23 protein-coding genes and 1 pseudogene are annotated in these 22898 nt (G+C 65.1%); 15 read left to right on the top strand and 9 right to left on the bottom strand.

Annotated features, from left to right (window positions below):
- Window positions 1-91: 91 nt before the first annotated feature.
- From ugpC to AAGA11_08115, 4 genes are all read right to left on the bottom strand, one after another.
- Entirely contained in the window at window positions 92-1186 is a 1095-nt protein-coding gene (gene ugpC / locus AAGA11_08130) for a sn-glycerol-3-phosphate ABC transporter ATP-binding protein UgpC (GenBank protein MEM9602815.1), read from the bottom strand.
- A gap of 149 nt (window positions 1187-1335) precedes the next feature.
- The gene (locus AAGA11_08125) at window positions 1336-2343 is read right to left on the bottom strand and encodes a LacI family DNA-binding transcriptional regulator (protein MEM9602814.1); all 1008 of its coding nucleotides are present in this window, start codon (window positions 2341-2343) and stop codon (window positions 1336-1338) included.
- Window positions 2344-2487: 144 nt separating this feature from the next.
- Window positions 2488-3519, bottom strand: a complete 1032-nt coding sequence (locus AAGA11_08120) for an L-idonate 5-dehydrogenase (protein ID MEM9602813.1) — start codon at window positions 3517-3519, stop codon at window positions 2488-2490.
- Between the two features lie 25 nt (window positions 3520-3544).
- Window positions 3545-4468 carry a 2-hydroxyacid dehydrogenase gene (locus AAGA11_08115; protein ID MEM9602812.1) on the bottom strand — a complete coding sequence of 308 codons (924 nt, stop codon included), beginning with the start codon at window positions 4466-4468 and terminating at the stop codon, window positions 3545-3547.
- A 110-nt stretch (window positions 4469-4578) separates the two neighbouring features.
- Between AAGA11_08115 and AAGA11_08110 the strand changes: the two genes are divergently transcribed.
- The 6 genes from AAGA11_08110 to AAGA11_08085 all read left to right on the top strand — a co-directional run bounded on the left by AAGA11_08110 (window position 4579) and on the right by AAGA11_08085 (window position 9756).
- Entirely contained in the window at window positions 4579-5346 is a 768-nt protein-coding gene (locus AAGA11_08110; GenBank protein MEM9602811.1) for an SDR family oxidoreductase, read from the top strand.
- Window positions 5343-5870: a gluconokinase gene (locus AAGA11_08105; protein ID MEM9602810.1), complete on the top strand. Its 528-nt coding sequence runs from the start codon at window positions 5343-5345 to the stop codon at window positions 5868-5870. The genes AAGA11_08110 and AAGA11_08105 overlap by 4 nt, the downstream gene beginning before the upstream one ends.
- A gap of 20 nt (window positions 5871-5890) precedes the next feature.
- Window positions 5891-6778, top strand: coding sequence for an NAD(P)-dependent oxidoreductase (locus AAGA11_08100; protein ID MEM9602809.1), 888 nt, complete (start codon window positions 5891-5893; stop codon window positions 6776-6778).
- 98 nt (window positions 6779-6876) lie between these two features.
- Complete coding sequence (locus AAGA11_08095) at window positions 6877-7800, top strand: ABC transporter ATP-binding protein (protein MEM9602808.1); 924 nt, start codon at window positions 6877-6879, stop codon at window positions 7798-7800.
- Window positions 7797-8558, top strand: coding sequence for an ABC transporter permease (locus AAGA11_08090; protein ID MEM9602807.1), 762 nt, complete (start codon window positions 7797-7799; stop codon window positions 8556-8558). Before AAGA11_08095 ends, AAGA11_08090 begins: the two co-directional genes overlap by 4 nt.
- Window position 8559: 1 nt before the next feature.
- On the top strand, window positions 8560-9756 hold the full coding sequence (locus AAGA11_08085; protein ID MEM9602806.1) for an MFS transporter: 1197 nt from the start codon (window positions 8560-8562) through the stop codon (window positions 9754-9756).
- Between the two features lie 20 nt (window positions 9757-9776).
- Here the strand turns inward: AAGA11_08085 and AAGA11_08080 are convergent, their stop codons facing one another.
- The gene (locus tag AAGA11_08080) at window positions 9777-10769 is read right to left on the bottom strand and encodes a LacI family DNA-binding transcriptional regulator (protein MEM9602805.1); all 993 of its coding nucleotides are present in this window, start codon (window positions 10767-10769) and stop codon (window positions 9777-9779) included.
- Between the two features lie 155 nt (window positions 10770-10924).
- Here AAGA11_08080 and AAGA11_08075 point away from each other — a divergent pair, with 155 nt between their 5' ends.
- From AAGA11_08075 to AAGA11_08050, 6 genes are all read left to right on the top strand, one after another.
- The gene (locus tag AAGA11_08075; GenBank protein MEM9602804.1) at window positions 10925-12454 is read left to right on the top strand and encodes a sugar ABC transporter ATP-binding protein; all 1530 of its coding nucleotides are present in this window, start codon (window positions 10925-10927) and stop codon (window positions 12452-12454) included.
- Complete coding sequence (locus AAGA11_08070) at window positions 12441-13463, top strand: ABC transporter permease (protein ID MEM9602803.1); 1023 nt, start codon at window positions 12441-12443, stop codon at window positions 13461-13463. Before AAGA11_08075 ends, AAGA11_08070 begins: the two co-directional genes overlap by 14 nt.
- Window positions 13464-13491: 28 nt before the next feature.
- A complete protein-coding gene (locus AAGA11_08065) occupies window positions 13492-14529 on the top strand; it encodes a substrate-binding domain-containing protein (GenBank protein MEM9602802.1) in 1038 nt (345 codons plus the stop codon).
- Between the two features lie 89 nt (window positions 14530-14618).
- Window positions 14619-15377 (top strand): ATP-binding cassette domain-containing protein, encoded by a 759-nt coding sequence (locus AAGA11_08060; GenBank protein MEM9602801.1) that lies wholly within the window; start codon window positions 14619-14621, stop codon window positions 15375-15377.
- Window positions 15377-16501 carry an ABC transporter permease gene (locus AAGA11_08055; protein ID MEM9602800.1) on the top strand — a complete coding sequence of 375 codons (1125 nt, stop codon included), beginning with the start codon at window positions 15377-15379 and terminating at the stop codon, window positions 16499-16501. The genes AAGA11_08060 and AAGA11_08055 overlap by 1 nt, the downstream gene beginning before the upstream one ends.
- A gap of 82 nt (window positions 16502-16583) precedes the next feature.
- Window positions 16584-17717, top strand: a complete 1134-nt coding sequence (locus tag AAGA11_08050; GenBank protein ID MEM9602799.1) for a substrate-binding domain-containing protein — start codon at window positions 16584-16586, stop codon at window positions 17715-17717.
- A 78-nt stretch (window positions 17718-17795) separates the two neighbouring features.
- On the opposite strand, the gene AAGA11_08045 is transcribed toward AAGA11_08050, so the two are convergent.
- The 3 genes from AAGA11_08045 to AAGA11_08035 form a co-directional block, all read right to left on the bottom strand.
- Window positions 17796-18314 carry a YbhB/YbcL family Raf kinase inhibitor-like protein gene (locus tag AAGA11_08045; protein MEM9602798.1) on the bottom strand — a complete coding sequence of 173 codons (519 nt, stop codon included), beginning with the start codon at window positions 18312-18314 and terminating at the stop codon, window positions 17796-17798.
- A gap of 126 nt (window positions 18315-18440) precedes the next feature.
- Complete coding sequence (locus AAGA11_08040; protein ID MEM9602797.1) at window positions 18441-19274, bottom strand: AraC family transcriptional regulator; 834 nt, start codon at window positions 19272-19274, stop codon at window positions 18441-18443.
- Between the two features lie 74 nt (window positions 19275-19348).
- A complete protein-coding gene (locus AAGA11_08035) occupies window positions 19349-19963 on the bottom strand; it encodes a TetR/AcrR family transcriptional regulator (GenBank protein MEM9602796.1) in 615 nt (204 codons plus the stop codon).
- A 125-nt stretch (window positions 19964-20088) separates the two neighbouring features.
- Here AAGA11_08035 and AAGA11_08030 point away from each other — a divergent pair, with 125 nt between their 5' ends.
- The 3 genes and pseudogenes from AAGA11_08030 to AAGA11_08020 all read left to right on the top strand — a co-directional run bounded on the left by AAGA11_08030 (window position 20089) and on the right by AAGA11_08020 (window position 22110).
- Window positions 20089-20547 (top strand): ABA4-like family protein, encoded by a 459-nt coding sequence (locus AAGA11_08030; protein MEM9602795.1) that lies wholly within the window; start codon window positions 20089-20091, stop codon window positions 20545-20547.
- Window positions 20544-21419, top strand: coding sequence for a hypothetical protein (locus tag AAGA11_08025; GenBank protein ID MEM9602794.1), 876 nt, complete (start codon window positions 20544-20546; stop codon window positions 21417-21419). The genes AAGA11_08030 and AAGA11_08025 overlap by 4 nt, the downstream gene beginning before the upstream one ends.
- Window positions 21420-21492: 73 nt before the next feature.
- Window positions 21493-22110, top strand: a pseudogene (locus AAGA11_08020) (chloramphenicol acetyltransferase).
- 7 nt (window positions 22111-22117) lie between these two features.
- Here AAGA11_08020 and phnF read toward each other — a convergent pair.
- Window positions 22118-22840, bottom strand: coding sequence for a phosphonate metabolism transcriptional regulator PhnF (gene phnF, locus AAGA11_08015; GenBank protein MEM9602793.1), 723 nt, complete (start codon window positions 22838-22840; stop codon window positions 22118-22120).
- Window positions 22841-22898 lie beyond the last annotated feature (58 nt).

The following is a 22898-nucleotide window of genomic DNA, read 5'->3' as shown; positions in this document are numbered from 1 at the left end:
TGGCAACGAAAAGCCCCGTTGCCGTGGCCAGTTTCTTCAACGATTTCTGCATCAGTTCATCTCCAATGGGTGAGTGAGAACGCGGGACGGTCTAGAGCGCCACGTCGGTGCGCGCATCAAAAAGGTGAATCCCGTCGGGGTTGATCTTGAAGTCCATCCGCTGACCCAACCCCACAGGCACATCGGATTTGAGCTCGACGACCATGCGCTGCGATTTGCAATCGCAAATCAGCACAGACTGGGCGCCAATGTATTCGGTGACCACGACATCGAGTTCGAAGCGCGCTGTCGGAGCTGCGGACCGGTCGGCGTCGAGGCTCAGGTCGCTCGGACGTATGCCAAGCACGACGCCACGTTCCGTGCGCTCGCCGCAGCGCGCTGCCAGCGCCTCGGGCAGGGCAATGGCAAAGCCGTCACCCACCACCTGCAAGCTGTCGCCCTCGGCCTGCAATTCACCGGCGAGGAAGTTCATCGGCGGCATGCCGAGAAAGCCCGCGACGAACTTGTTGGCGGGCCGCTTGAACAGCTCCTCGGGCGTGCCTTGCTGCTGGATGTGCCCGCCGTGCATGACCACGATCCGATCTGCCAGCGTCATCGCCTCGATCTGGTCGTGGGTCACATAGATCATGTTTTTTTGTACACGCTGGCTCATCAGCGCGAGCTCGGCGCGCATCTGCCCGCGCAACTTGGCGTCAAGGTTCGAGAGCGGTTCGTCGAAGAGAAAAGTCGCGCTGTCGCGGGTCAGCGCGCGGCCCATGGCGACGCGTTGTCGTTGCCCGCCGGAGAGCTCTGCCGGCTTGCGCGTCAGCAATGCCGTGAGGCCGAGCACCTCGGCCACGTCGCGCACTTTCCGGTCGATCTCTGCCTGCGGCACCTTCTGCAGGCGCAGTGCGAAGGACATGTTGCGGGCGACGTCCATGTGCGGGTACAGCGCGTAGTCCTGGAAGACCATCGCAAGGTCGCGGGCCTTGGGTTCGAGGTGGCTGACCGGGTTGCCGTCGATGTAGATCTCACCGGAGGAGACCGTTTCCAGTCCGGCGATCATGCGCAGCGTGGTGGATTTGCCGCAGCCCGAGGGCCCGACCAGCACGGTGAACTCATTCTCAGCCATGCTGAGATCGATCCCGTGCAACACCTCCACGTCGCCGTACCGTTTGCCCAGTTTTTCGAGCTCAATGCGTGGCATGGCCGCCCCAATCCGCGTCTACCGAGGTGCACACCATTGCACATTGTTACCGGTAACACAATTCTGCCCGGCATTGATGTGCAGGCACCCGGCGACCGGCTCGCCTTCAGATCGGGTTGCGCATCCGCGCGCGCCGGGAATTCAGCCGCTCACCCGGCGCGCGCCGTGCTCTCACGCAATGAGATTCGAACCCCGATATCAATGCACTCGCGGGCTCTGGGCAGTCCCGACGCGTCGGAGAGCATGCGGTAGATCATCCGTCCGGTCTCGGCGCCGATGCGTTCAGGATCCACAACCACGGTAGAGATGCTTGGCGAGGCGAAACGGGAGACTTCGAAATCGCCGAAACCGGCGACGGACATGTCACCCGGCACGGCAATGCCCCGCCGAAGCAGCTCGCTTTGCACGCCAAAAGCAGCGGCGTCCGACACGCAGAACACACACTCGGTGTCCGGAAAACGCGACAACACGGCCTCGACCGCTTTGGCACCGGTCTCGATCGACAAAGGCGGCACACCGTATTGCAGCACGCGGGACGCATCCAGGCCGCTCGCCTGCATGGCATTGACAAAACCGCGGCGCCGCGCGGCACCGCGTGTCCAATCGTCGTGCACCTCGCCGAGAAAGGTGATGTGGCGAAAACCCTCACCGATCAAGGCTTCGGTCATCGCCTTCGCCGCCTCGAAATTCGAAAAGCCCACGGCGTTGTCGAGCGAGCGTTCGGGCAGCTCCCAGATCTCGACCACCGGAATCTGGATGTCCTTGAGCAGCTCCACGGTGCGCGGCGTGTGCCCGTCGTAGGACAACACCATGGCCTCCGGACGTCGGCGCAACAGCGACTCCACCAAGCGCTCCTCGCGCTCGGCCGAATACTCGGTATGACCGAGCAGGATCTGCAAACCGGCCGATTCGAGCTCCTGGGTGAGGGCCTGTACGGTGAGCGCGAAGTGCAGGTTGTTGAGCGACGGCAACAGCGCCGCGACGAAGCCCGACTTGCGCGTGGTCAGGCTGCCGGCCATCTGGTCGGGTACGTAGTTGAGTTCGCGCACCACGGCGAGAATGCGCGCACGGGTCTTGTCGGAGATCGGGCTGTTCTCGCGAAGCGCGCGGGACACGGTCATGCGCGAGACGCCCGCAGCACGCGCGACGTCTTCCATTGTCACCGACGTGACGGGTCCGTGATCCGATTTCGCCATGGCCCACTGCGCCTGCGACCAGAGCCGTCAGTCTACCCGAATTCGCCGGGCACACCCCGCCGCCGACAACCCCGTAAGCCAAGCACGTCGAGGCCAACGTGAGACTCAGCTCAGGTCGAGGTGCACCTTCATCGCCTGGCTGCGGTCGTTGGCCTGCGCGAAGGCCTGTTCGGCATCATCGAGCGCGAAGGTGTGGGTCTGCAGGGGCGTGACATCGATGCGACCTTGCCGCATCCACTGCACGCCGACAAAGAACTCCTCGTGGAAACGGAACGACCCGCGCAGCTGCAGTTCCTTGGCCGTCAGCAATTGCATCGGGATGGACATGTCACCGCCGAGGCCGAGCTGCACAATCACCCCGCCCGGCCGAAGCACCGGCAGCGCGCCAGCGAAAGCCTGCTCGGCGCCACTGCACTCGAACAGCACGTCGAAGTACCCCTTGTCCGCCGTGTAGTCATCCAGTGCGTCGGCGTCCGTCGCAACGTTCACGGCGCGCGTCGCGCCGAGTGTGCTCGCCATCCGGAGCGGAAAGTCGGCGAGATCAGTCACCACCACCTCGACCGCACCGGCCGCCTGGGCGACCAACAGGCACAGCATGCCAATCGGACCGCAGCCGGTGATCAGCACCCGTTTGCCGACCAGACTGCCCGCCTGGTTCGCTGCGTGGATTGCCACCGCGAGCGGCTCGGCCATCGCGGCCGTCGCAGCCGACAGACCGTCGGCCACGGCAAGTTGACTGGTGTGCGCGACCAGGTGCTCGCGAAACGCGCCCTGGATGTGCGGAAACGGCATCGCCGAGCCGTAAAAACGCATGTTGAGGCAGTGGTTGAACAGCCCGCGCCGGGATTGCACACACTGGCCGCACGGACGCGACGGTGACACTGCGACCAACTGACCGGGCACAACGACGTCAACGCCCGGGCCGCAGGCAAGCACTTCGCCGGCGACTTCGTGGCCGAGCACCATGGGCTCGCGCAACCGCACGGTGCCAAAGCCACCGTGGTTGTAATAGTGCAGGTCCGAACCGCAGATACCACCGCGCAGCACCCGCACCAGCACCTCGTTCTCGCCCGGCTCCCGGACGGTCTGGTCTTCGATGCGGATGTCGCGGGCAGCGTGGGCAACGAGAGCGCGCATGGCGTTTTCCTGAAAGGTTGGGGTGTCAGTTGACAGGCGTGAGAAGGGCGTCACCGGCGAAGTGACGGTCCAGGTTGTCGCGCACGAGCTGGCCCATGGCCTGTCGGGTCTCGACCGTGCCGGAGGCACAGTGCGGCAACAACAGCACATTGTCGAGTGCGAGAAACCGCGGGTCGATGGCCGGCTCGCCCTCGAACACGTCGAGCGCCGCCGCGCCGAGCGTGCCGCCCTCCAGGGCGTCGAGCAAGGCCGACTCGTCGACGTTACTCGCCCGGGAGATGTTGATCAGCTGCCCGTTGTGCCCGAGCGCGCTCAACACGGCCGCGTCGACGATGTGGCGGGTGCGCGCTGAGGCCGCAAGCGTCACAAAGAGCACATCAACGGCTTCGGCGAGCGCGACCGGGTTGTCCACGTGCACCCAAGCGGGTTGGTCGTCGAGCGGCGCGAGGTCCGCGTAGTGGATCGACACCCCGAAACCCTGCAGGCGCCGTGCGACCGCCTGGCCAATGCGCCCCATGCCGAGGATGCCGACGCGTCGCCCGTGCACCCGTGTCGTGAGCGGGTAGTTGCCCTCTGACGCCCAGCGGCCGGAGCGCACCCAGGCCGCTGCCTGCACCGTCTCGCGCGAGAGCGCGATCATCATGCCGACCCCGAGGTCGGCGACGTCCTCGGTGAGGACGTCCGGGGTGTTGGTGACACGAATGCCGCGCTCCGTGCACGCCGCCATGTCCACCGCATCGAACCCCACACCGTAGACTGCAACGAGCTCCACTGCGGGGCACGCGTCAAGCACGGTGCTGTCGGCGCCAAGTTCACCGCGGGTGACGATGGCCCGAACCGATTCGCCGTTATCGCGCAGAAATGCGTTACCGTCCTCAGCGGCAAAAAACGCACGCACGTCGAATTGCGCCTCGAGCGGTCCCTGATCCCAGTCGGGCAAGGCTCCCATCTGCAGTACCACCGGCTTCACGTGCGCTTCCCACCCCCTTGATGTGACGTTACCGGTAACTTAGCATACACACATGCCCTTTCCCATCCGAATCGCCCGAGCACACCACCATGACCACACCGCTTTTTGACCTGACCCACCGCCGCGCCCTCGTCACCGGGTCGTCACAAGGCATCGGCATGGCGCTGGCACGCGGGCTTGGCGCCGCCGGCGCCTCACTGGTGTTGAACGGGCGCGACACCGACAAGCTTGACGCCAGCGCCGCCACACTGCGTGCCGAGGGCCTGGAAGTCGAAACGCTGGCCTTCGACGTCACCGACCACGCGGCCGCCAAGGCGGCCATCGACGGCCTCGAGGCCGACGGCCGCCAGGTCGACATCCTGGTCAACAACGCCGGCATGCAGCACCGTGGTCCACTCGAGGACTTCGATCCGGTGATGTTCAATCAACTGCTGCAGACCAACATTGCAAGCGTGTTCAACGTGGCCCAGGCCGCCGCCACGCACATGATCAGCCGCAAGCAGGGCAAGATCATCAACATCGCGAGCGTGCAAACCGCGCTGGCCCGACCCGGCATTGCACCCTACACCGCCACCAAGGGCGCGGTTGGCAACCTGACCAAAGGCATGGCGACCGACTGGGCCCGGTACGGCTTGCAGTGCAACGCGATCGCCCCGGGCTACTTCGACACGCCGCTCAACGCCGCGCTGGTCGCCGACCCGACCTTCTCGGCCTGGCTTGAGAAGCGCACCCCGGCCGGCCGCTGGGGCGAGGTCGAAGAGCTCGTCGGCGCCTGTGTGTTCCTCGCCAGCGCTGCGTCGAGCTTCGTCAACGGCCACACGCTCTACGTCGACGGCGGCATCACGGCGTCGCTGTGAGCGGCGGCACCCAGTTTGTTGTCATGGGCGTGACGAGCTGCGGCAAAAGCGCCGTGGCCGAGGCGCTCGCGGGCGCCTTGCAGGCCCCGTACATCGAGGGCGACGCGCTGCACGGGGAGCACAACATCGCCAAGATGTCGCGGGGCGACCCGCTGACGGACGATGACCGTTGGCCCTGGCTGGCACGCGTCGCCGACGCCCTGGCGCACAGTGCCCCGGTGACGGTCGCGAGTTGTTCCGCTCTCTGCCGTCGCTACCGGGACGCCCTCCGCGGCGAGCGCGCGGACACCACCCATTTCATCCACCTTCACGGCTCGCGCGAGGTCATCGCCGCGAGAATGCGACTGCGCACGGACCACTTCATGCCGACTTCACTGCTCGACAGCCAGATCGCCCTGCTCGAAGCGCTCGAGCCCGACGAACTCGGCACGGTGGTGGACGTGGCGGCCCCGCTCGAGGAGGTGATCCACCGAGCCGTGGCCTACGCGCGCGGCGCCGTCGGGCCGTTGCCCGACAACACCTGATCTCCAAGGAGACTCCCCGCATGACCGCATCCATCGCCCTGATCGGGGCCGGCGCCATGGGCAACGCCATCGGCACACGCCTGTTGGAAACCGGCCAACGCCTGCACGTGTTCGACATCGACCCGGACAAGGTCGCAGCCCTCGTGGCACTCGGTGCCACAGCGGCCGACACCGCCGCCGCTGCCGCCGCCGCCTCGGAGGCCGTGATCCTGAGCCTGAACACCGCCGGGATCGTCGAGCGGGCGGTTTTTGACACTGCCGGAGTGGCGACCGGCGCCCGCCCCGGCACGGTCATCATCGACATGTCATCGATCGCACCCGAGGCCACCCGGACGCTGGCCACCCGCGCTCGCGAAAACGGCTTCGACTGGGTCGACAGCCCGCTGTCGGGCGGTGCGCCCAAGGCCCTGATCGGCGAGCTCACCCTGATGCTCGGGGGCGACTCCGAGCCGGTCGAACGCGCTCGCGCCGTGCTTTCGCACGTGGCGAAGAACATCACCCACATGGGCCCAGCCGGCGCCGGACAGACCACCAAGTTGATCAACCAGGTGCTGTGCGCGCTCGGCTTCGTCGCCGTGGCCGAGGCGACGAAACTCGCCGAGGACGCCGGCATCAACGCGGCGAAAGTCCCGGAGGCCCTCGCCGGCGGCCGCGCCGACAGTGCATTGTTGCAGGAGTACATGCCACGCTACAGCGAGCGCGACTACCGCCCGACCGGGCGGATCGACAACATGGTCAAGGACCTCGGCGGCGCCCTCGACGTCGCCAACGCCGTCGGCACGTCGCTGCCGCTGACCGCGATGGTCGCCGAGCTGCACAAGCTCATGGTGCGCGCCGGTTACGGCGACGCCGATCAGGCCACACTGATGGAGTACTACGCGGGGTTTGGTCGCGACACCGCCGGCTGAGCCCACGCGCGCCGCAGGACGATGCTCACGGTGTCTTGACACGCGAGAGCATCACAAGCTGATACGATGGGCGATTGCCTGTGCCAGACCCATCTCTCATGTCCACGATCCTCTCGGTCGAGAACCTCAGCAAGCGGTACGCGTCGGGGCACGAGGCCCTGACCAGCGTCAACCTGGACATCCGCGAGGGCGAAATCCTCGCCCTGCTCGGCCCGAACGGCGCCGGCAAGACGACACTGATCTCGATCATCTGCGGCATCGTCAACGCGAGCGAGGGGCGTGTCACGGTCGCCGGCCACGACAACGTCACCGACTTCCGCAAGACGCGCAGCCTGATCGGGCTGGTGCCGCAGGAACTGACACTGGGTTCCTTCGACAGGGTGTCCGACACCGTCAGTTTCAGCCGCGGCCTGTTCGGCAAGGGCCGAGATGACGCCTGGGTCGAGCAACTGCTCAAGGACCTTTCGCTCTGGGACAAACGCGACAGCGAGATCATGACGCTGTCGGGCGGTATGAAGCGCCGGGTATTGATCGCCAAGGCACTCGCCCACAAGCCCCGCGTGCTGTTCCTCGACGAGCCCACGGCCGGTGTCGATGTCGAGTTGCGCAAGGACATGTGGGCGATCGTCGAGAAGCTCCGTGCCGACGGCGTCACGATCATCCTGACCACGCACTACATCGAGGAGGCCGAGGCCATCGCCGACCGCGTCGGTGTGATCAGCAAGGGTCAGTTGCTGCTGGTCGAGGACAAGGCCACGCTGATGCAGAAGCTCGGCAAGAAACAGCTCATCATCGAACTGCGTGAAGGGATCGACGGGGTGCCCGACACCCTCGGCGAGTACGACCTCGAGCTTGCCGAGGCCGGTCAACGCCTGATCTACACCTACGACGTGCGCGCCGAGCGCACCGGCATCACACGGCTGCTGCAGGCCATCCAACAGGCCGGACTCGAATTGCGCGATATCCAAACCCGACAGAGCTCGCTCGAGGAGATCTTTGTCAACCTGGTGAATCAAGAATGAACTGGCACGCCGTCAAAGTGATTTACGTGACCGAAATGATGCGCATGTTTCGTACCATGGCACAAAGCGTTGCGTCTCCGGTGATCTCAACCTCGCTCTATTTCGTCGTCTTCGGCAGCGCGATCGGCTCGCGCATCGAAGACATTGACGGCGTGCCTTACGGCGCTTTTCTGGTGCCAGGCTTGATGATGCTGTCACTGCTCACCCAGAGCATCAGCAACGCGTCCTTCGGCATCTTTTTTCCGAAATTCATCGGCACCGTCTACGAGATCCTGTCGGCGCCGATCTCGCATTTCGAGATCCTGCTGGGCTACGTCGGGGCGGCAGCAACCAAATCGCTGATTATCGGCACGATCATCCTGATAACCGCGAGCTTCTTCGTCGACATCCGCATCGCCCACCCGATCTGGATGGTGAGCTTCTTCGTGCTGACCTGCGTGACCTTCAGCCTGCTCGGTTTCATCATCGGCATCTGGGCGGACAACTTCGAGAAGCTGCAGCTGGTGCCACTGCTGGTCATCACGCCGCTGGTGTTTCTGGGCGGCAGCTTCTACTCGATCGACATGTTGCCCCCTGTCTGGCAGACCATCTCGCTGTTCAATCCGGTGCTCTATCTGATCAGCGGTTTCCGCTGGAGCTTCTTTGAGGTCTCCGACGTCAACATCGTGTGGAGCCTGATCGCGGTCGCGGTGTTCCTGTTCGCGTGCCTGTCCGTCGTCGGTTGGATGTTCAAGACCGGCTACAAGATGAAAAGCTGAGGTGCCGCTGTTCACCGACGCGCGTTACGACGGTGTCGCGGGCGGCTTCCTGACCCAGTTCACCGCCGTCGGTTGCCTGTTCAGCTACGGGGTCTTCTTCACGACCTTCGAAACCGAGTTCGGCTGGTCGCGCACGCTGCTGTCGTCGAGTTTCTCTATCGGCATTTTCATGATGGGTGTGCTCGCGATGCTCGCAGGGGTGCTGAACGACCACCACGGACCGCGGGTCCTGATGAGCATCACCGGCACCGCGATCGGCCTCGGGTTCGTCCTGATGGCCTTCATGCAGCAACCCTGGCACCTGATAGCGCTCTTCGGTGTGTTCGTCGCCATGGGCATGTCCACACACGACGTCGTCACGCTGTCGTTCGTCGCCCGCGCTTTCGGAAAACGCCGCGGCCTGTTCACGGCGATTGTCAAGACCGGCACCGCACTCGGTCAGGTGGTGGCGCCACCGCTGGTCGCAGCCGGCATTGTCGCGTTCGGCTGGCGCCACACGGTGCTCGGTCTCGGCCTGCTGGCTGCGGCCATCCTGCTCTACGCAGCGCACCTGCTGGCCGTCGGCGCGGCCGCACACCCGGTCGGCACACCGACAAGCGGATACGCAGCCGACACCGACGCGTCGGAAGTCCGATGTGGCACCCGCACCCGACTGCTCTGGACGCTGTGCCTGATCCAGTTTTCCTTCTTCGCCGCGCTGATGTCAGTGCCGCTGCACATCGCCCCGCACACCGTCGACCTAGGCATGAGCCAGACGCAGGCAGCCACCATGCTCTCGACCATCGGCGGCTGCAGCGTGATCGGGCGCTTCCTGCTCGGCTACCTCGCCGACCGCTTCGGCGGCAAGCTCTCGCTGCTGACGGGCTTCGTGTTGCTGATCGGTTCGCTGTTGGCCTTGCTCGTGATCAGCGATCCCCTCTGGTTGTACGCGGTTGCGGGCGTGTACGGCGTGGCCCACGGCGGCTTTTTCACCGCGGTGTCGCCGACGGTGGCGGAGTACTTCGGATTGCGCGAGCACGGTGCGGTGTTCGGGCGTGTGCTGTTCAGCGGCACCGTCGCCGGCGCCATCGCCCCGATCCTCGTGGGCTACGCCTACGACCAGCTCGGCAACTACAGCTTCTCTTTTGCAGGCCTGGCGATACTGGCTCTGATCGGCTCGCTGCTGTGCCTCACTCTCCCCACGCGAGAGCGGGCCTGAACGCGGGGGGGACGCGCACGCTACTGACGTCTCACCGTCTCACCAGGCACGAGGTGAAAACCGGCGTCAATCGAGGTCTCACAGGGTTCACCCGACAACCGGGCGACGAGGGTCTCCGAGGCGAGCTGGCCGATCTTGAGGTGCGACACGTGCACCGAGGTGAGCCGCTGGTTGAGCACCGACGCCACCGGCATGTCCCCCCACCCCGCGATGCCGATGTCGTCGGGCACCGTCAACCCCACCTTCTGGCAGTACTGCATACCGCCAAACGCCATCGAATCGTTCTGGTAGAAAATGCAATCAACCTCCGCGCCGGTTGCCAGCAACTGTTCGGTGCCGTAGTAGCCCGGGTAGAAGGTTGCCGTGTCGTGCAGGCAAAATTGCCGCGTCAGCTGCCCCTGGCTGACCGAGACAGCCTTGGAGAAGCCCTCCAAACGCGCCGTGGCCGCGTTGGCGGTGTCGTGCGAGGTGCCGACATACGCGAGGTTGCGGTAGCCGAGTTCGGTCAGGTACCGGCCCATCTCGAAGCCGCTGTCAAAGTGGTTGATGCCCACGCTGACGTCGAGCGGGCTGGAATTGAGGTCCCAGATTTCAACAATCGGCAGCCCGCAGCCACGCAGCATTTCGAGGGCTTTGCGCGAGTGCGATCGGCCGGTGAGGATCAGCCCGGCCGGCTGCCAGGACAACACGGTCTTGATCCAGTTCTCCTCTTCCTCGAGCGTGTGCTGCGTCAGGCCGAGCACGCTCTGGTAGCCGAGCGAGCGCAATTTGCGGTCGATGCCCTCGAGCACCTGAGAGAACACCTCGTTGCCGAGGTCCGGGATGGACACACCCACGAATGTCGAGCGGGTGTCGCCGGAAAACACGGTCGCCAACCGGTTGGGCAAATAGCCCAACACCTCGACTTTCTCCAACACCCGATCGCGCGTCGCCTCGGAGTACCCGCCCTCGTTGCGCAACACGCGGCTCGCGGTCATCTTGGACACGCCAGCGGCGTTGGCGACGTCTGACAGGCTGACCTGTTTGCTTTTGATAGCGGCACCCAGCGGCTTTGATAATTCAAGTTTACCGATAACTTAATTCTTGACAACCACGACCAAGAATCGGAACATGCAGGCTACGTTACGGGTAAAGTATGCACAACCGTGCAGGATGATAACGGCTAACCATGGCACACACCCACCCCACCGGGCTGTTTTTTGACCGCATCGACAAGCACTTTGGCGGCACCTACGCGCTGAAGGACGTGTCGATGGCGGTCAGTCGTGGGGAAATCGTCGCGCTCCTGGGCGAGAACGGCGCGGGCAAATCCACGCTGATCAAGATCCTCGGCGGCATCCACCGCGCCGACAAGGGTGACGTGCTGATCGACGGTCAGCCGTACCACCACGCACCTGGCGGTTTCGGCCAGCGTCAGAAAGTCGCCTTCATCCACCAGGACCTCGGCCTGATTGAATGGATGACAGTGGCCGAGAACATGGCGTTGGCGCTGGGTTTCAGCCAACGCGCCAGCCTCATTGATTGGCGCGCAGTCGAACGCTACGCCGCCGAAGCACTTGCGCGCGTCGACTGTGAATTCGACCCCACCGTGCGCGTCGAGGACCTGACGCGGACCGAGAAATCCCTGGTGGCCATCGCGCGTGCCCTTGCCGTCGAGAGTGAATTCCTGGTGCTCGACGAACCCACGGCATCGTTGCCGGCAGACGAGGTGGAGCGGCTGTTCAGCGCCTTGCGCCCGCTTCGCGACCGTGGTGTCGGCATGATCTACGTGAGCCACCGCCTCGACGAGATCTTCCAGATTGCCGACCGCGTCGCGGTGCTGCGCGACGGCATGATGGTGGGCGTCCGCAGCATCGAACACACCACGCCCGAGGAGTTGGTGCAGAAAATCGTCGGACGGAAGGCGCGCGCCACGGTGAAGCTGAAGGGCGAGCCAGGCGAGACGATCCTCTCACTGACGGACTTCGCCTCTGATGGCATCGGCCCACTGACGTTCGCGTTGAAGGCCCGAGAGATTGTCGGCCTGGTGGGCCTGCGGGGCGCCGGGCACGAAACCATCTCGCGTGCGCTGTTCGGACTCGCCCCCTGCACCGGTGAGGTGACACTGAACGGTGTAACGCCCGATCTGCGCTCACCCCGAACGGCGATGGAATCCGGCATTGGTCTCGTGGCCAAAGACCGCACCGAAGAATCGGTCGCGATGAACCTCAGCATCCGTGAAAACACCTTCCTGAACCCGGCGAGCATCGGCCGCTCGCTGCTCAACATCCTCGGCACGCGCACCGAAGCCGACCAGGCCACCGAAATCGGCACCGAGCTCGGCCTCTCGCCCAACGAACCCGAACTCGCCATCGAGGCCCTCTCTGGTGGCAACCAACAGAAAGTGGTCATTGGCCGTTGGCTCGCCACCGGTCGCAAGCTGCTGATCTGCGAAGATCCAACCGCTGGCGTGGACGTCGGCGCCAAGGCCGAGATCTACGCGTTGCTCAACCGCGCCCTGGAAGACGGCGTTGGCATTTTGCTGATCAGCACGGATTTCGAGGAGATCTGCGCCATTTGCCACCGAGCCATCGTGTTCAGCCAGGGGCGCATCGTCGAGGAACTCAGCGGCACCCGCCTCTCGACTGAACGCCTGATCCAGGCCGCGTCGTCCACCAACGCCACACCCCGCACAGGAGCCGTTGATGCAGTCGCTTGAAAGCAGCGCCCTCGAACCCACCGCGTCCGAGCTGCGTGGCCTGCCGCTGGGCAAACGGGTGCTGCGTTTCCTGCCTGCCTACGGGCTGGTCATCCTGATGGTGTTCCTGATCGCGCTGTTCTCGGTGCTCTTGCCCGACACCTTCCCGACCATGCTGAACCTGCGCGCGATCATCTCGGACAAGGCGATCATTGCGCTGCTCAGCCTTGGCGCCATGATCCCGATGGCGGCAGGTCGCATCGATCTCACGGTGGGCTACGGCATCGTGCTCTGGCACATTCTCGCGATCTCCACCCAGACGCTGCTCGGCCTGCCGTGGCCCGCGGCCGTGCTGCTCGTGCTGTGCCTGGGTGCCTTCGTCGGTTTTCTCAACGGCCTGTTGGTGGAAGTCGCCAAGATCGACAGCTTCATCGCAACGCTCGGCACCGGCACCGTGCTCTACGCGCTCGCGCTCTGGCACACCGGCGGCCGGCAAATGGTCGGCCTCTTGCCCGACGGTTTCTACGACATCTCGACAACCTTCGTGTTCGGGCTGCCGATCACCGGCTTCTACCTGCTCGCCATCACGCTGGCGATGTGGATCGTGCTCGAGTTCACCCCGGCCGGCCGCTACCTCTACGCCATCGGCGCCAACCAGCGCGCGGCCCAGCTCAACGGCATTCCCACACGCAAGTACGTGATCGCGGCCTTTGTCGCCTCGGGCACGATGACCGCATTGGCCGGCATCATCCTCGCCTCGAAGCTGCGCATTGGCCAGGCGAGTGTCGGGCTTGAATTTCTGCTGCCCGCGCTCGTCGGCGCCTTTCTCGGCTCGACCACGATCAAACCGGGTCGCGTCAACGTGCTCGGCACGATTGTCGGCGTCGCGATTCTCGCCGTCGGCATCTCCGGCATCCAACAATTCGGCGGCTCCTTCTGGGTCGAGCCGCTCTTCAACGGGGTCACCCTGCTGATCGCCATCGGTATCGCAGGGTACGCCCAACGCAACAAAGGCGCCCGCAAGCGCTGATACACCCTTTTGTCATGAGGACCACACCATGAAACTCACACACACCGCGCTCTTGATCGCCAACGCCGTGCTGCTGTCCAGCGCGGTCGCCGAAACCGCCTGGGACGGGCCCACCACCGGCCCGTCGGCCGCCGCCGGCCAATCCATTGTGGTGGTTGCCGCCGACCTCAAGAACGGCGGCATCCTCGGCGTGACCGAAGGCGTGGAAGAAGCCGCCGAAGCGATCGGCTGGACCGTGCGCATCCTCGACGGTGCCGGCTCCATTCAGGGGCGTACCGCGGCGATCGGTCAGGCGCTCGCGCTCAAACCCGACGGCCTGGTGATCAACGGCTTTGACGCCGTTGAACAACAGGCGGCGCTCGAAGGCGTGACCGCCAGCAATATCCCGATGGTCGCCTGGCACTCCGGCCCGAAGATCGGCTGCGATGCGCCCGGCGGCATCTTCGCCAATATCTCGACCGACGCGATGACCGTGTCAGAAGTCGCCGCAGAGTGGGCGATGGACGACGGCGGCAACGGCATGGGCGCGATCATCTTCACCGACAGCACCTACCAGATCGCGATCGACAAGGCCGACCGCATCCAGAAAACCATCGAGGATATGGGTGGCACGGTACTCGAGTACGTCGACACGCCGATCGCCGACACCTCCACGCGCATGGGGCCGCTGACAATCAGTCTGTTGCAGAAATACGGCGACAGCTGGACGCACGCACTGGCGATCAACGACCTGTATTTCGACTTCATGGGCCCGGCACTCGCCTCGGCCGGTATTTCGGCCGGTGATGGCCCGCAGGCCGGTTCGGCCGGCGACGGCTCCGAAGCGGCGTTCCAGCGCATCCGCACCGGCAACTACCAGACCATCACCGTGGCCGAACCACTCAACCTGCAAGGCTGGCAACTGGTCGACGAGCTCAACCGCGCCATCCAGGGCGAGCCGTGCTCCGGTTACATCACCTCCCCCGCGCTGGTGACGCAAACCGGTCTCGAGAAGATGGGCGACAGCAATGCCTTCGATCCGGACAGCCCGTACCGCGAGGCCTACACCGCGATCTGGTCCAACTGAGCGGCTGACCGCGCGCCGGTGAACTGACCGGCGCACACCTTTCACTTTTGACGGGGTTCGGGCGGTGTTGCCCGAGCCAGGGGGAGCTTATGTCCGAAGCTTTGGTTCAAATGCGCGGCATCTCGAAGCGCTTTGGGGGTGTGACCGCCTTGCAGGACGTCGACCTGGACGCCCACGCCGGCGAGGTGCTTGCCATCGTCGGCGACAACGGCGCCGGCAAATCGACCTTGATCAAGATCCTGACCGGGGTCTACCAACCGACATCGGGAACGCTGCAACTCGACGGCAAGCCCTTGCAGCTCGCAAGCCACGCCGATGCGATCAAGGTCGGTATCGACGCGGTCTACCAAACGCTGGCACTGGCAGACCACCTCGACCCGCCAGCCAACCTGTTCCTGGGCAACGAACTCACCACCTCGGTGTTCGGCGTCACGGTGCTCGACAACAAACGCATGCGGTCCGAGACCGAGCGTGTGCTCATGGACCGCCTCGGAGTGAAGCTCAAGTCACTCGACGCACCCACCGAGAGCCTGTCCGGTGGACAACGGCAGGCGGTTGCCATTGCCCGCGCCGTCTACCACGACGACCTGCGGGTGCTCGTGATGGACGAACCCACCGCGGCACTCGGCCCCCAGGAAACCGCGCGCACGCTGAAGCTGATCAAGACCCTCAAGGCCCAAGGCCTCGCCGTGATCCTGATCAGCCACTCGCTCGACGACGTCTTCGAAGTGGCCGACCGCGTGCACGTGCAGCGACGCGGCCAGTGTGTCGGCGTGGTCAAGACCGCCGAGAGCAACACCCAGGAGGTGCTCGGCCTGATCGTTGGCGCCAAAGAGGAGAACGCGTGATGCAACAGCCTATCGACGCCGAAAAGGCCCCCTGGACCGAACGCATCGAGCCGTACATCGCGATCATCGGCCCGCTGGCGATGATCCTCGCGATCCTTCTGTTCATGGGTGTGGCAGAGCCGACGCGCTACTTCCGCACCACCAACCTCAACCTGATCCTGCTTGACGCGGCGCTCTACATGCCGATGGCGATGGCGATGACCTTCGTGATCACCCAGCGCGGTATCGACCTCTCGATCGGTTCGATCGCCGCGTTGTCCGGGATCCTGATGGCCTTCCTGATCAAGCAGTACGGGTACTCTGTCTACGTCGCCGTGCCGATCGCGATCGCCCTCGGCGCGGTCATGGGCCTGATCAACGGCTTGATCATCACGCGCTTCAACGTGCCGGACCTGATCGGCACGCTCGCGATGGACCTCGTCTACCGCGGTTTCGCCCTGGTACTCGCCAAGGGTCTGGTGCTGGCGCGCTTCCCGGATTTTCTGACCGGTATCGGGCGTGGGCAGATCCCGGGCTTCATCCCGATCCCCGTCATCATCGGTATTGCAACCATGGTAGCCGGGTACTTTGTGCTACGTAAAACCTACTTCGGCCGGTATACCATCGCGATCGGCTCCAACCCCGAGGCCGCTGAACTCACCGGCATCGCGGTCAATCGCCACAAGGTGTACGCCTACGTGATGTGCGGCGCCTGTGCCGCACTGGCCGGCGTGATGTTGACCGGCAAGCTGAACGCGATCCAGGCGACCTCGGCGCCCTACTTCAACCTGCACGTGATCGCGGCTGTCGTGGTCGGTGGCACGTCCTTGTTTGGTGGACGGGCGTCGATGCTGGGGTCCTTCGCGGGCGTGTTGCTGCTCTCGATGATGATCAATGCCCTGGTCACCTTGCGCATCGAGTTCTTCTGGCAGTCGGTGGCCTCGGGCGTGGTGATCGTGAGTTCGGTCGCGCTCTACGCCTGGATTCAGAAAAAGGACCGTGACGGTGCGAGCGGTTGGCTGGCCGGCCTGCAAACACCGGACGGCCAGAAAATGCTGCGGTTCACCGCAGCGCTACTCGGGCTGTTGATAGCCCTCTTGGCCCTCGGTGGCCTCTTCGCCGGCAATCCCAACCCGAGCGGTTGAGCTGGCGCTCGACAGCGGTGCGTCGACGGCGTGGACACACGCCGGCCGACCACGCTGACTTCACACACTGGAAGGAAACGTTATGAACAGACTGATCACAACAGCACTTTTGGCGAGCGTCGCATCCGGCGCGTTCGCCGCCACGCAACTCCCGTTGAAAGAGATGGACGGTATCGCCGACCGGGACTACTGGATTCCGGGCGAAGTCAACGCCGAGGGTAAACTCGAAGCCATGCAGGCGGTCGTCGGCGCGGACGCTGTGCCGTTCAGCGGCACGCAGGACAAGCCGATCCAGATCGCGCTGATCTACCCGTCGGCCGACACCTCGGACTTCTGGGCGCGCAACTACCTTGCCCTGACCAAGCGACTCGACCAGTTGGGTATCTCCTACGAGACCACCGAGTTCGCCAGTCGCCAGATCGAGCACTCGCTGCAATCGACCTATGCCAATCAGGTCGAGCAGGACGCCGACCTCTACGACTACGTGATCTTCGGCCCCTCCGAATTGGCCATCCAAGCCGACAACATCTCGAAGCTGGCCGGCAACGACGGCTTTGCCACCTATGTGTGGGCCTTTCACACGCCGCTGAAGTACCTCGACCCGCAGCCCGACGCGTGGTTCGACTTCTCCTCCGCCGCCGGTGCACTGACCATGTGTGACTACATGATCGGTCGCCTCGGCGAGGGCGTAACCATGGCGATGAACCGCGGCATTCCGGGCATCACCGACAACCAGCGCTCCGGCGACTTCAAGGCTTGTGTGGAATCCAAGGCCGGCTGGACCACGGTGTACGAGCACTACGGCGAGTACCAGCGTGAAGGCGGTTTTGAAGGCACCTCGCTGATCATGCAGGCGTACCCGGAAGCCACCATCATCCACAACGCCAACACGGCCATGGCGATGGGTTCGGTCGAGGCGCAACTCGCCATGGGCAAAGAGAAAGAGATCTTCTCCACAGGTTGGGGTGGCACCGGCCTCGAACTCGAAGCGATCCGCAAGGGCGAGCTCGACGCCACACCGATGCGCATGGGTGACGACGTTGGCGCAGCCACCGCTGAAGCGATCAAGGCCGACCTCGAGGGCCGGGCTGATGAACTGCCATTCGTCTTCCTCGGCCGCATCACCGTGGCGCACGACGAGATGAGCCTCGAGGAAATCGACGCGCTCGAACAGGAAGCCTTCCGCTTCTCAGGCGTCGGCGCACTCGAGCGCTGAACCCTGGCATGGGGCCGGTTGCCACCGCAACCGGCCGCCACGCCACACCGCCGGCCCCATCGGGGCCGGCATCTCGCCTCACTGCCGCTCGTAAAGCGCCTCCAGCGTTGCACTTTCGATCGTGTGGGCGTTGATCAGGTAGCCTGCCAACGCACCCGACGCCGACGGTGGCACATCGAGCGATTCAACCGACAGCGCATGCACGGTGAACCGGTAGCGGTGCACCCCGTGGCCCACCGGCGGGCACGCACCACCAAAGCCCGCGACACCGTAGTCGTTCACCACCTGCTGACCACCGGCCGGCAAGCCCTCGCCCGACGCGTGACCCGCGTTGGTTTCAAGCAGGCGAACCGTGGCCGGCAGGTTGACCACCTGCCAGTGCCACCAGCCGCTGCCGGTCGGCGCATCCGGGTCGTAGGCGGTGATGGCAAAGCTCCGCGTGCCGGCCGGCGGGTTCGACCAGGCCAGCTGGGGCGAGAGGTCGTCGCCGGTGCAGCCGAAACCGGCGAACTCGTGCCTGGCCGACATCGACTCGCCGTGTGCGATGTCCGAGCTGCTCAGGGTGAAGTCCCCCGCCGACACCGACGCGGCCACCATCGCCGCAGCCAACAACAGACCCGTTTTCTTTGTGTTCATCGTGTGCTCCCACACCGTTTGTGTTGAACACACAGCGTGGTGGCGGGCGTCGAATGGCACTACACCGAAACCGGTCAGATGTTCGCCCTATCCGGTCACGTGCGTTTTGCGCAGTGCCGACGGCGTCAAACCGAAGCGCGCCTTGAACCGTGCGGTGAAGCGCGACTGCGAGCTGTAGCCACAGCGCCCCGCAATCACGCCGATCGGCAACGCGGTGGTTTGCAGCAAATGCAAGGCACGCCCGAGACGCACCGCGTCCTTGATGGCCTGCAGCCCCGTGCCCTCCGCGTGCAGGCGGCGCCGCAAGGTTGACTCGCTGACGCCGAGCAGACGGCAGAGCGCCGCGAGCGAGGCCTCTTCATCCGCTTCGCGGCTCAGCAGGTCGTAGAGGCGGTGGCTCAACTCGGAGCGCCCCATCAACCCACGCAGGCCGGTGAAGCCGAGCGCTGACAACACCGCGAGCAGTTCCCGTTTGCGTGCCGCCGTGATCGCCGGCATGCCCCAGCCGACGCTGTCGACCCACTGCTGCAGGCAATCGAGAAACGGCGCCTCCGACACGCCAATGACCTGGGTTGTTGGCGAGGCGGCGACCACCGGCAGCACGTCGAAATCGGCGTAGTCGAATTCGATCAACAGGGCGTGGTAGCGCTCATCACCCGGAATGTTGCGCATGTCGACTGCCGCACTGTCCGAGAGGAACACAAACTCACCGGCGCTGCACACCTGCACGGGCGAGCGCCCGATGTGCTTGCTGCCGCGCAACACCACGACCAACAGCGGTTTGTTGATCGGCACATCCACCAAACGCTGTTCATGCACCGAGGTGTACACCGAGAACGGCACGTCGGTGTTCGAGGCGGTTGCGCGATCGATGCTTGCCACCAGGCGATCGACCTGCGCCGCCGAGAGGGGCGATGCCACACCGTCCTCCAGAGCCTTGATCGCGCTATCCTAGCAAGTCGGCAGACCCGGTGCGCTTTCTCGCCAACAACCGATCACACCGCCGGTTGCGCCTGCCAGTAGCGCGTGATCATGGCGGCGATGGCCGCATCGCGCTCGGCCCGGCCACCGCCGAGTACCAGCAGAAAGCCATTGTTGAGCAGGCTTGCAATACCGTGGATCAGCGACCAGGTCGCGAGCGCATCGATCATGGTGTCAGGGTGCGCATCCGCGTCACGCCCTGCCACCGTGTTGACCAGACCCAGAAGGTGGTCGAAAGCGGCGTCACCCGCCGTCTTAAAGGCCGGGTCGCAGCGGTCGGCTTTCTGGGACGCGAACATCAGAACAAACAACTCGGGGTTGGCCTTGGCAAAGGCCGCATAGCCTTTCGCCGCCGCCACCAACTGGGCGAGCGGTTCGGCCTCCGCCTTCGCCTGCTGCCGACGTTGCGCCTCGACGAAGCGGTGCCAACCGACCACGGCCAGGGCCGTCAGCAGGCCGGTAACATCGTCGAAATGGTGCGCCGGCGCCGCGTGGCTGACGCCGGCGGCACGCGCGACACCGCGCAGGGAAAACTGCTCGATGCCCCGCGCCTTGAGCTCCTGCTCGGCGGCTTTGAGCAACGCGGCGCGCAGGTCGCCGTGGTGGTACCGCTGCTTCTTTGGCTCCATGGGCTCGCTCGCTGCGTTTCGGTTATTTTCGCCCTCAATCTTGACACTGTCAATTTTCAGCACTAGCCTGAGACGCAAATCTTTACAGTGTCTAGTTTGGGCGACGGCCCTCAGGAGCACACCCTATGCCACCGACCACACCCGAGATGGCGTTCAACCTCGCCAACCCGACGGCCCTGTTGGGCTGGATCGTGTTGATCGTCTGGTTGTTCCTGCCTGCCGCCTGGCAACGCCGCAGCCGCTACATCGGCCTCGCGTTGCCACTCGCCTTGAGCCTGCTCTACGCCGCCGCGGTTGGCGTGTATTTCAGCGACAGCGTGGGCGGGTTCGACTCACTCGAGGACGTGATGTTGCTCTTCACCCAACCGGGCATGGTGCTCGCGGGCTGGGTCCACTACCTCGCCTTCGATCTTTTCGTCGGCTGGTGCATCGCGCAGGACGCGGTGCAGCGGCGGGTGTCCCGCTGGTTCGTGGTTCCCTGCTTCGGCTTCACCTTCATGCTCGGCCCGGTGGGCTTGCTGCTCTACACCGCGGCCCGCGTGGCCACACAGATCAACGCCCACCCCATGGAAGCTGCCGCATGACCGCCCACGCCATCGACGCCACGATTCCGATAACCGCCAACCGCATGACGTGGTTGACCGTGTGGACCGGTCACCGCCTGCTCGCCGCCTACACGGCCGCCCTGCTCGTGATCCTGCCTGCCCTGCTGCTGGCGTACACGCTGGACGCACGCACCGTGCTGGACACCAACGTCTGGCTCAAACCCATCAAGTTCGACCTCGCCATCGCGATCTACCTGATCACCCTGTCAGCCTACGCCCACCTGCTGCCGCCTCACTGGAGAACGAGCCGGTGGTTCAACCGCTACGTGGCGGCGATCGCGCTGACCGTGGTGTTCGAGATGGCCTGGCTGATCTACGCCGCCTCCATCGGCGAGCCCTCACACTTCAACCAGACCCACCCCGTGCTCGCGCCGATGTACGGCCTGATGGGCGTTCTCGCGGTGTTGCTGACGTCGCTCTCCGCGGTGTTCGGGGTTGGCATTCTCCGCCACCACGAGAGCGGGGTGCCCGCACTGCTGCGCTACGCCATCGGGTACAGCCTGCTGGCAACGGCTGTCCTGACCGTCCTGACGGCCGGCTACATGTCAGGTGCGCCGGCACAGACGCACGCCGTCCTGCCGGCCGGCGTCACGGCGCTGGAATCGCGCGCGGGTCTGCCGGTGCTGGGCTGGTTGATGAACGCCGGTGACCTGCGTGTCGCGCATTTCTTCTCGACCCACGCGCTGCACGGCGTCCCGCTGGTGGCGTGGGTGATCGTGGCGGTGTTGCCGCGCGCGACAAGCGGTGAAACGCGCACCCCACGTCGGATCGCACTGGCCCTCACGGCGCTGTACGCCGTGTTCGTCCTGGGGGTGCTCGCCCAAGCGGTCCGTGGCCAGCCGTTCGTGTGACGTGCAGGCACTGTCGCGCAGGTGATGCCGGCTGTCACGTGCCGGACACACGGGGCGGGCTACACTCGCTGGCATGGCCAGACTCTCCCCAGACACGCCGACCCTGCACGACGACTTCCTGCTGACCGACGTGCAGTTCGGGCGCGTCACCGAAGTCGGCCGTGGCTCGCGGCTTTCGAACGTCGATTTCGGCGACTACGCCTGCTGCGACCGCTACGCCGACATCGCCAATGCCACGGTTGGCAAGTTCGCCAACATCGCCGCCCTCACGCGGATCGGCGCCACCGACCACCCTCTGCACACGGCCGCCTGCCACCACGTTCTCTACCGGTCGGCGGACTACTGGGACGACGTGGAGCACGACTCCGCGTTTTTCGAACACCGTCGTTCACGCCGGGCCCGCATCGGCCACGACACCTGGATCGGGCACGGCGCCATGATCTAGCCCGACGTGACCCTCGGCGACGGCGCCGTGGTCGCAGCCGCCAGCGTCGTGACCCGCAATGTCGCGTTCTACACGATTGTCGCTGGCACACCGGCCAGCGTGTTGCGGCCACGCCAGCCGGCTGCCATCGCCGAACGCCTGATGGCGCTGGCCTGGTGGGACGGGTCACACGCGGTGTTGCGCGAACGCCTGAACGATTTCCGCACCCTGGACGCCGAAGCGTTCCTCGAGAGGTACGACGGCTGACCGGCGCTCAGGTGTCGAGCGTCAGCGTCACGCGGTCGCCGGCAAACCAGGTGCGACCGTACTCCACCGGCACACGGTCCGGGTCGACATTGACGGCCGAGGTGCGCAGCAACGGGTCGCCCGGTTTCAGCTCCAGGTGTAGGGCCTGGCTTGCATCTGCCAGCACCGCCGTCACGCGCGTGGACGCACGCATATAGTCCACCACGCCGACGCGGCACAGCGCGTCGGTGACCCCGTCGGCAACACGCAACGCGGCCTCGATGCCCACCAGCCGCTCAGCGGGAAAGAGGCTCTCGAAGACGGCGATGGGGCTGTTGTCCGCGAGCGACACGCCGTGGAAGGCGCAGACCGGCGCGCCGACGTCGATGGCGAGTGCCGCCGCTTCGCCGTCGGTCGACGCACGCTGCTCCAGCGTCAGCACGCGCCGGCGCGGGGCGCGCCCCGCCGCCAGCAGGTTCTCGTGAAACCGCACGCGCCGCCCGAGCGGGTATTCGGTCGCCTCGGTGCGCACGAAGGCGCCGGCACCCCGTCGGGTGCGCACCAGCTCGTCCTCGACGAGCGCCAGCACGGCCCGCCGCACCGTGTGGCGGTTGACACCGAAGCGCGCGGCGAGCGCGTGCTCGGTCGGCAATTTGTCACCGGCACGGTAGCGGCCCCGCGCGATGTCGGTGCGCAGTGCCTCGGCGATCGCGCGCCACACCGGCGTCTGGGTTCGGGCGGTCGTGGTCATGTCATGCAGGTTTCACAGAGCGGCGCTATGGTATCCCATCAGATAAGTTGTATAGTTG

This window comes from Pseudomonadota bacterium (assembly GCA_039196715.1).
GTDB lineage: Bacteria > Pseudomonadota > Gammaproteobacteria > CALCKW01 > CALCKW01 > CALCKW01.
Note: the sequence above shows the minus strand (reverse complement) of the source record. Positions and strands in the feature narration are given on the sequence as shown.